The organism is Bradyrhizobium sp. (assembly GCF_049691595.1).
GTDB lineage: Bacteria > Pseudomonadota > Alphaproteobacteria > Rhizobiales > Xanthobacteraceae > Bradyrhizobium.
On record NZ_JBAVNZ010000269.1, the window covers coordinates 1 to 7,675 of the forward strand.

Here is a 7,675-nt window from a genome sequence, read left to right on the forward strand (position 1 = left end):
ATCTATCTCAATATCGCCGAACTCGGCCCTTCCGGCCAGTTCGGCGCCGAGGCAGCTTCCGCTTACGCCTTCGGCCATTCGGCAGCGACGCTGTCGCCGCGCGAAGCGGCCCTGTTGGCTGCGATCCTGCCCAATCCGATCCGGCGCAGCGCCCGCAATCCCGGCCCCGCGGTGCGCCGTCTGGCCGGAACCTATATGACGCGGGCGAACGCGGCGGCGCTACAGCGATGCTGGAGCGAAAATCGCGCTTTTTGAGCCGATTTTCGGCGGTTGCGGCCACAACCGACGCTAGCTTTGTCCCATTCCATCCTCTATAAGCGCGGCCTTGTCGGCACCACAGCTTGCGCTATCCGCGCCGGGCCGTTCGGTTTTCGGACGATGCCTCCGCAACCCCCTAAAGGACACCGTTATGGCCGTTCCCAGAAGAAAAACATCGCCGTCGCGCCGCGGCATGCGCCGCTCGGCGGACGCCCTGAAGACCCCGACCTACGTCGAGGACAAGGATTCCGGCGAATTGCGCCGTCCGCACCACCTCGACCTCAAGACCGGCATGTACAAGGGCCGGCAGGTTCTGAAGACCAAGAAGGAATCCTGACCGGACATTGAGGCGAAAGTCATCAAATTGCCGCGTCTGCCTGAATTCGGCCAACGAGTGAGATCAAAAGGCTTTGGTGGTGGAGCGCGCGGCGCTTCGCCCGGCATGTTCGGCTTTTCATAACAGGGCCTTGCCTACCATGATCGGTTTTCCGCTGCTTCTGATTCCGCTCGCGGTCTACAACATCATCGTCTTCCTGATGCCCGGCGTCTCCTTCGCCGATCCGCTTCTGAAGCTCACGCTGGTGTCGGGTGCGGAATGGCAGGTGACGCTGAGCGACGTCCTGCTGACCCTTGGCATCCTGTTGCTTTTGTCCGAGGTCATCAGGGGCGCGCGTCCCGGGGCGAAATACCTCACCGATCATCTGCTGTCGCTGATCGTATTTGGTGGTGCCGCCGCGGAATTCGTGCTGTGGCCGAAGTTCGGCAACTCGACCTATTTCCTGCTGGTGTTGCTTACGCTGGTGGATTTCCTGTCCGGCGTTGCCTTGCGCACGCCGCGCGGCGCGTCGGCAGAGGCTGCCCCCGCGGCTTCCAGGAAGGGCGCCCGGACCGCCGAGACGCCGGCGGTCGAACCTCAATTCGACCCGGCGCCCACACCTGCGGCTGCCACACCCACGCCTCCCGCGTCGTCGGTGCCGGCGGCGGTCTCGGTCGCGGAATCCGTGCTGATGGATCCCCCCGAGCCGGCGCTCGCGCAGCCCGCGGTTGCGTCAAGTCCGGCTTCGCCGGAAGTGTCGTCTCCGCGACTGCAGCCGGGGCCCGGCCTGTCGCCAGACACGCCCCAGCGCTGATTCCTTGATCTTTAAATAACCTGCCGGGTCCGGATGCCCACGCGCGGGCTCTGGCTCGCACCGTAGGCCGTCTGCGCGTCCGCGGGCGAGGCCCGTCGCAGGTTTCGGGTCTGCGGCGCCTGTGCGGCGGTCGCGATCAGATGGGTGACGAAGCCAGGATCGGGACGCGTCAGGCGTGGCCGGGGTGACCAATGGACGGACCGGGTGACCGGCACCAGCTCGACGCAGGTGGATTCGGCGTCGGTCAGGACCTCGCCATCCAGCACCCCTTCCGTTCGATCGATACCCGGCATCGCAAACCTAATCCGGTTGAACTGTCACGTTTCAGGACATCTTGCCCCGTTGCGATCTGATCCTCGCAAGGGCCATGCCGGTTCGATCCCCGATGGTCCCGATCGGCGGGAAACGTGGTTTTCGGATTATTTATGAAATTCGTCTAGCGTCTGATTCAAGCCAGCCACTATCCTTCTGGTCATGGAATCGCCCGCGGTGTCCCGAAACGAGTCGACCTTGATACCTGCTGTACCGCAAGCCTCGGCCATCCTGGCTTCGCTCGGGCAGGCGGCCTTCGTGTGGGATTTGGCCGCGGATACCATGGCCTGGAGCGATGGCGCGGCGTCGGTTTTTCCGGACATTCCGCCGCAGGCGCTGGCCAGCGGCGTGGAATTCGCAAGATTGATCGAGCCTTCGCATTCGGTCCGCGCCGATGCGCTCGGTCAAACGTCGCCGGCACACGGCGGTGAGGGTGTCGCCTACCGGATCGAATATGGCGTGCGGATTTCGACGTCAGCGCCCCTGATTTGGATCGAGGAGACCGGTTGCTGGTTCGCCGGCGCCGATGGCCGGCCGGCGCGCGCGCAAGGCATCGTCCGCGTCAACAATGAGCGCCATGCGCGCGACCAGCAACTCGTGAGGCTCTCGCGCCACGATCCGCTGACCGGCGAGCTCAATCGCACCTACCTGGTCGCCTCGCTGGCCGAGGCGATCGAGGAAACCTCCCGCTTCCGTTCGTCCTGCGCCTTCATGCTGATCGGCATCGATCATCTGGCGCGGATCAACGACGCCTTCGGCTTCGACGTCGCCGACGGCGTGATCGCCGAGGTCGGCAGGCGGGTCCGCGCGCGGCTGCGCGGCGGCGACGTGCTCGGCCGGTTCTCGGGCAATAAGTTCGGCCTGATTTTGAGAAATTGCACCGTCGACGATACCAATGTCGCGGCCGAGCGATTCCTGACCGGAATTCGCGACGAAGTGGTGCCAACCGCATCAGGTCCCGTGTCGGTGACCGCATCGGTCGGCGCGGTCAGCGTGCCGCGCTACGCCCGCGATGCCGATGAGGCTGTTAACCGCGCCCAGGAGACGCTCGAGGCTGCCAAGCGCCGCCGCGCCGGATCGTTCTCGCTATGGCGGCCGAATGTCGAACGCGACGCCCAGCGCCGCGTCAATATCCGCGTCACCGACGAGATCGTCACCGCGCTGAACGAGCGCCGGATCGTGACGGCGTTCGAGCCTGTGGTGGATGCGCGCGCGCGCCAGCCCGCGTTCTACGAGTGCCTGGTCCGCATGGAGCAGGATGATGGTCAGGTGCTGCTGGCGCCGGACATCGTCCCGGTCGCCGAACGGCTCGGCCTGATCAGGCTGGTCGATCACCGCGTGCTCGAACTGGCGGTCGCCGAGCTGGCGGTCTCGCCGAACGTGCAGCTCAGCCTCAATATCTCGCCCGGCACCACGACGGATCCGGACTGGTGGACGTCGATCGAATCCTTGATGCGGGCGCACCCCGGCGTCGGCGAGCGGCTGATCGTCGAAATCACCGAAACGGTCGCGATCCGGGATCTCGACGACGTCCGCGGCTTCGTCACGCGGCTGAAGAATTTCGGCAGCAGGATCGCGATCGACGATTTCGGCGCGGGCTACACCTCGTTTCGGAACTTGCGCAAGCTTGGCGTTGATATCGTCAAGATCGACGGCGCCTTCGTCCAGAACATCGCGCGTTCGGCGGACGATCGCGCCTTCGTGCAGACGTTGATCGATCTGGCGCGCCGGCTGCAAATCAGGACGGTGGCGGAATGGGTGCAGGACGAAGAATCCGCCGTGATGCTGCGCGAGTGGGGCTGCGACTATATCCAGGGCCGCCTGATCGGGCTCGCCTCGCCGCAGCGGCCGTGGAACGTGGCCGTCGAGGCCGTGTTGCCGGCGGCAAGCCAGCCGGCTGACGGACGCCGGCAAAGCTGCTAGGGTCGTCGAACGCGCATTGGAACGGAGCATCGCCATGGACGCCAAGACGCCGAAGCAATCCGAGACATTGGACGCCCATTCCCACCTCGTTCGGCCCCAAGACATGGAATGGCAGAAGACCCGCTTCCCCGGCTGCGAGGCCAAGACACTGCTGTTCGATCGCGCGACCGGCGTCGTGACCTCGCTGATGCGGTTTGCGCCGGGCGCGGTGCTGCCCGACCACGAACACGTCGGCATCGAGCAGACCTATGTTCTGGAGGGCCATTTGGTCGACAAGGAAGGTCCGGCCAAGGGCATCGAGGCCAAGGCCGGCGAATTCGTCTGGCGCGAGCCGGGCAGCCGCCACGTCGCATGGTGTCCCGAGGGCGGGTTGATGCTCGCGATCTTCCAGGTCCCCAACAAGTTCTTCGAGGCCGACGGCCGCGTCGTCGATGCCGCGGGCGAGGATTGGGGCGCGGCCTGGGGTCACACCGGCAGGGGCTGAACTCCTTATCGGCCATCGATCGCAAAAACCCGGTCGCGGGACGCCGAAGAGAATTACTCTTCCTTCTTCGGCTCTTTCGACATGCGCTCGAGACGCTCCTGCATCTCCTTCATCTGGCGACGAAGGTCCTCGATGTTGTCTTCGTCCAGCGCCGGCTCGGCGACCTTCTCCGGCTCAAGCGCGGCGGCGCCGCCACGCGGCGGCACGAACGGCTTGAACATCGCGAAGGTCTGCTGAAACAATTCCATGTTGCGGCGGACATGCTCTTCAAGGGGAGCAAAGGGGGTTCCGCTGAACGTGTTGGTGAGCTGCTTGCGGAATTTCTCCTGCTCGCGCGTCAGCGTGTCGATCGCCTGCTCGAGATATTTCGGCACCACCATCTGCATGCTGTCGCCGTAGAAGCGGATCAGTTGCCGCAGGAAGGTGGTCGGCAACAGGTTCTGGCCGGCCTTGTTTTCCTGTTCGAAGATGATCTGCGCCAGCACCGAGCGGGTGATGTCGTCGCCGGTCTTGGCGTCATAGACGAGAAAGTCCTCGCCGTCCTTCACCATCGCCGCGAGATCCTCCAGCGTCACATAGGTGCTGGTGCCGGTATTATAGAGCCGCCGGTTGGCGTATTTCTTGATCGTGGTGGGGTGGTCTGATTTCGCCATGGCTCACACATGCACACCGAGGACGGGAACCCGACGGCATCGCCGAAGGGCTGACGGGCAACGCATCGCACAAAGGTAAGCATTTTCAACGTGGTTCGGCTACCGTTTTGTGCGGCACGGTTAATCCCAAGGCGTGGAGACGGCTCTGGAATGTGCCAACGACGCTATTTTGAATGCGCTGCGGCAAGATTTTGACCGTTGCCGATTGACATGCCGCAACGACGTTAAGAGGATGCGGTGAGAGACAGGCCCGCCGTCCGGCCGCCAGCCCGTCGCGAACCCCAACTTGAGGAGATGTCCATGTCAGACGATGTCGTCATCGTCAGCGCCGCCCGCACCCCGGTCGGCAGTTTCAACGGCGCGTTCGCCACCACGCCGGCCCACGACCTCGGCGCCATCGCCATCAAGGCGGCGCTGGAGCGCGCGGGCATCGAGCCGGCGCGGGTCTCGGAAGTCATCATGGGCCAGATCCTGACCGCGGCGCAGGGCCAGAACCCCGCGCGCCAGGCCTCGATCGCCGCCGGCATCCCGGTGGAAAGCCCGGCCTGGGGCGTCAACCAGCTCTGTGGAAGCGGCCTGCGCACGGTCGCGCTCGGCTATCAGGCGCTGCTCAACGGCGATTCCGAGATCGTCGTCGCCGGCGGCCAGGAATCCATGAGCATGGCCCCGCACGCGCAATATCTGCGCAGCGGTGTCAAGATGGGCGGGCTCGAGCTGGTCGACACCATGATCAAGGACGGCCTGTGGGACGCCTTCAACGGCTACCACATGGGCAACACCGCCGAGAACGTCGCCCGGCAGTACCAGATCACCCGCGCGCAGCAGGACGAGTTCGCGGTTCATTCCCAGAACAAGGCCGAGGCGGCGCAGAAAGCCGGCAAGTTCAAGGACGAGATCGTGCCCGTCACCATCAAGACCCGCAAGGGCGACATCGTCGTCAGCGACGACGAATATCCGCGCCATGGCGCGACGCTGGATGCGATGGCCAAGCTCAAGCCGGCGTTCGAGAAGGACGGCACCGTCACCGCCGGCAGCGCCTCGGGCATCAATGACGGCGCGGCCGCGGTGGTGCTGATGACCGCCAGGCAGGCGGCCAGGGAAGGCAGAAAGGTGCTCGGCCGCATCGTGTCGTGGGGCCAGGCCGGCGTCGATCCCAAGATCATGGGCACCGGGCCGATCCCGGCCTCGCGCGCCGCGCTGAAAAAGGCCGGCTGGAGCATCGGCGATCTCGATCTGATCGAGGCCAATGAGGCCTTCGCGGCGCAGGCCTGCGCGGTCAACAAGGACCTCGGCTGGGACACCGCCAGGGTCAACGTCAATGGCGGCGCCATCGCGATCGGCCACCCTGTCGGCGCCTCCGGCGCGCGCGTGCTGGTGACGCTGCTGCACGAGATGGCGAAGCGCGATGCCAAGAAGGGCCTCGCCACGCTGTGCATCGGCGGCGGCATGGGCATTGCGATGTGCATCGCACGCGACTGAACGTGAATCGGTTGAGTGATGAAAAGATCGTCTGTCAACCGCGGCGCATGCTGATAAAAGAGAATGCCCGGTCTTGTGCCGGGCATTTTCGTCTTTGAGGCTTGTCGAAGAGACCGGGACAATTCCGGCTCGGAAGAAACGATCAGGGAGGAGACCGACATGGCACGGGTTGCATTGGTGACGGGGGGGACGCGAGGCATTGGCGCTGCGATCAGCAAGGCGCTGAAGGCTGCAAGCTACAAGGTGGCGGCAAGCTACGCCGGCAATGACGCGGCGGCGGAAAAGTTCAAGGCCGATACCGGCATTCCCGTCTACAAATGGGACGTCAGCTCATTCGATGCCTGCGCCGCGGGTGTCAGACAAGTCGAGGCCGATCTCGGCCCGGTCGACGTCCTCGTCAACAACGCCGGCATCACCAGGGATGGCGCCTTCCACAAGATGACGCTGGAGCAGTGGAATGCCGTGATCAACACCAATCTCGGTTCGCTGTTCAACATGACCCGCCAGGTGATCGAGGGCATGCGCGCCCGCAAGTTCGGCCGCGTCATCAACATCTCCTCGATCAACGGCCAGAAGGGCCAGTTCGGCCAGGTCAATTATTCCGCCGCCAAGGCCGGCGACATCGGTTTCACCAAGGCCCTGGCGCTGGAGAACGCCAAGGGCGGCATCACCGTCAATGCGATCTGTCCCGGCTATATCAACACCGAAATGGTGCAGGCGGTGCCGAAGGAAGTGCTGGAGAAAAACATCCTGCCGCAAATTCCGATCAACCGTCTCGGCGAGCCCGAAGAGATCGCGCGCGCGGTGGTCTTTCTCGCCGCCGACGAGGCGGGCGGCATCACGGGCTCGACGCTCTCGATCAACGGCGGCCAGTACATGGTGTGATTGTTGTTTCCGTCATTGAGACGAGCACTTGCGACGAAGCAATTCAGTTTTCGTGATGCAAGATAGCTGGATTGCTTCCGCCTTTGCTCCTTGAGCTACGGCGGACAAGTCGCTTCACTCGCAATGACGAACCCATGACCCCCCGCACCGCCACGCTGATCGGCCTGACCGCGATCCTGATGTGGTCGCTATTGGCGGTCATGACGGTCGCGACAGGAAAAATCCCGGCGTTCCAGCTCGCCGCGATGACGTTCGCGATCGGCGCAGCGGTTGCTTTCGCAAGCTTCATCTGGCGACCCGCGGCCTTTGGTGCGCTCAGGCAGCCGCCGGTGGCGTGGGTGGTCGGCGTCGGCGGGCTGTTCGGCTACCATGCGCTGTATTTCCTGGCGCTGCGCTTTGCGCCGCCGGCCGAGGCGGGGCTGTTGAATTATCTCTGGCCGCTGTTGATCGTGCTGTTCTCGTCGCTGTTGCCGGGCGAGCGGCTGGCGCCGCACCACATCGTCGGCGCCGTGCTCGGCCTCGCCGGCACGGTGCTGCTGTTCGCCGGCAAC

Annotated in this window: 10 protein-coding genes; 8 read left to right on the forward strand and 2 right to left on the reverse strand. The window is 64.6% G+C overall.

What is annotated here, in order from left to right; genetic code table 11:
• From WCE35_RS12000 to WCE35_RS12010, 3 genes are all read left to right on the forward strand, one after another.
• The coding region (locus WCE35_RS12000; RefSeq protein ID WP_424593558.1) for a transglycosylase domain-containing protein at positions 1–255 on the forward strand (255 nt) is incomplete at its 5' end.
• 154 nt (positions 256–409) lie between these two features.
• A complete protein-coding gene (gene rpmF, locus WCE35_RS12005) occupies positions 410–595 on the forward strand; it encodes a 50S ribosomal protein L32 (RefSeq protein WP_424593559.1) in 186 nt (61 codons plus the stop codon).
• A 139-nt stretch (positions 596–734) separates the two neighbouring features.
• Positions 735–1,388: a hypothetical protein gene (locus tag WCE35_RS12010; protein ID WP_424593560.1), complete on the forward strand. Its 654-nt coding sequence runs from the start codon at positions 735–737 to the stop codon at positions 1,386–1,388.
• An 11-nt stretch (positions 1,389–1,399) separates the two neighbouring features.
• On the opposite strand, the gene WCE35_RS12015 is transcribed toward WCE35_RS12010, so the two are convergent.
• Positions 1,400–1,681, reverse strand: a complete 282-nt coding sequence (locus tag WCE35_RS12015) for a hypothetical protein (protein ID WP_424593561.1) — start codon at positions 1,679–1,681, stop codon at positions 1,400–1,402.
• 181 nt (positions 1,682–1,862) lie between these two features.
• Here WCE35_RS12015 and WCE35_RS12020 point away from each other — a divergent pair, with 181 nt between their 5' ends.
• Both WCE35_RS12020 and WCE35_RS12025 read left to right on the forward strand, forming a co-directional pair.
• The gene (locus WCE35_RS12020; RefSeq protein ID WP_424593562.1) at positions 1,863–3,623 is read left to right on the forward strand and encodes an EAL domain-containing protein; all 1,761 of its coding nucleotides are present in this window, start codon (positions 1,863–1,865) and stop codon (positions 3,621–3,623) included.
• 34 nt (positions 3,624–3,657) lie between these two features.
• Positions 3,658–4,107, forward strand: a complete 450-nt coding sequence (locus WCE35_RS12025) for a cupin domain-containing protein (protein ID WP_424593563.1) — start codon at positions 3,658–3,660, stop codon at positions 4,105–4,107.
• Between the two features lie 53 nt (positions 4,108–4,160).
• Here the strand turns inward: WCE35_RS12025 and phaR are convergent, their stop codons facing one another.
• Positions 4,161–4,760 carry a polyhydroxyalkanoate synthesis repressor PhaR gene (phaR, locus tag WCE35_RS12030; protein ID WP_424593564.1) on the reverse strand — a complete coding sequence of 200 codons (600 nt, stop codon included), beginning with the start codon at positions 4,758–4,760 and terminating at the stop codon, positions 4,161–4,163.
• A gap of 300 nt (positions 4,761–5,060) precedes the next feature.
• Between phaR and WCE35_RS12035 the strand changes: the two genes are divergently transcribed.
• From WCE35_RS12035 to WCE35_RS12045, 3 genes are all read left to right on the forward strand, one after another.
• On the forward strand, positions 5,061–6,239 hold the full coding sequence (locus tag WCE35_RS12035) for an acetyl-CoA C-acetyltransferase (protein WP_424593565.1): 1,179 nt from the start codon (positions 5,061–5,063) through the stop codon (positions 6,237–6,239).
• Positions 6,240–6,398: 159 nt separating this feature from the next.
• A complete protein-coding gene (phbB, locus tag WCE35_RS12040; protein ID WP_424593566.1) occupies positions 6,399–7,124 on the forward strand; it encodes an acetoacetyl-CoA reductase in 726 nt (241 codons plus the stop codon).
• A gap of 134 nt (positions 7,125–7,258) precedes the next feature.
• Positions 7,259–7,675: EamA family transporter (locus WCE35_RS12045; protein ID WP_424593567.1), on the forward strand; the 417-nt coding region annotated here is incomplete at its 3' end.

Coding starts and splice junctions, on each gene's coding strand:
- phaR (WP_424593564.1), bottom strand. CDS start 4,760: ATGGCGAAATCAGACCACCCCACCACGATCAAGAAATACGCCAACCGG.
- WCE35_RS12020 (WP_424593562.1), top strand. CDS start 1,863: ATGGAATCGCCCGCGGTGTCCCGAAACGAGTCGACCTTGATACCTGCT.
- phbB (WP_424593566.1), top strand. CDS start 6,399: ATGGCACGGGTTGCATTGGTGACGGGGGGGACGCGAGGCATTGGCGCT.
- WCE35_RS12010 (WP_424593560.1), top strand. CDS start 735: ATGATCGGTTTTCCGCTGCTTCTGATTCCGCTCGCGGTCTACAACATC.
- WCE35_RS12015 (WP_424593561.1), bottom strand. CDS start 1,681: ATGCCGGGTATCGATCGAACGGAAGGGGTGCTGGATGGCGAGGTCCTG.
- rpmF (WP_424593559.1), top strand. CDS start 410: ATGGCCGTTCCCAGAAGAAAAACATCGCCGTCGCGCCGCGGCATGCGC.
- WCE35_RS12035 (WP_424593565.1), top strand. CDS start 5,061: ATGTCAGACGATGTCGTCATCGTCAGCGCCGCCCGCACCCCGGTCGGC.
- WCE35_RS12025 (WP_424593563.1), top strand. CDS start 3,658: ATGGACGCCAAGACGCCGAAGCAATCCGAGACATTGGACGCCCATTCC.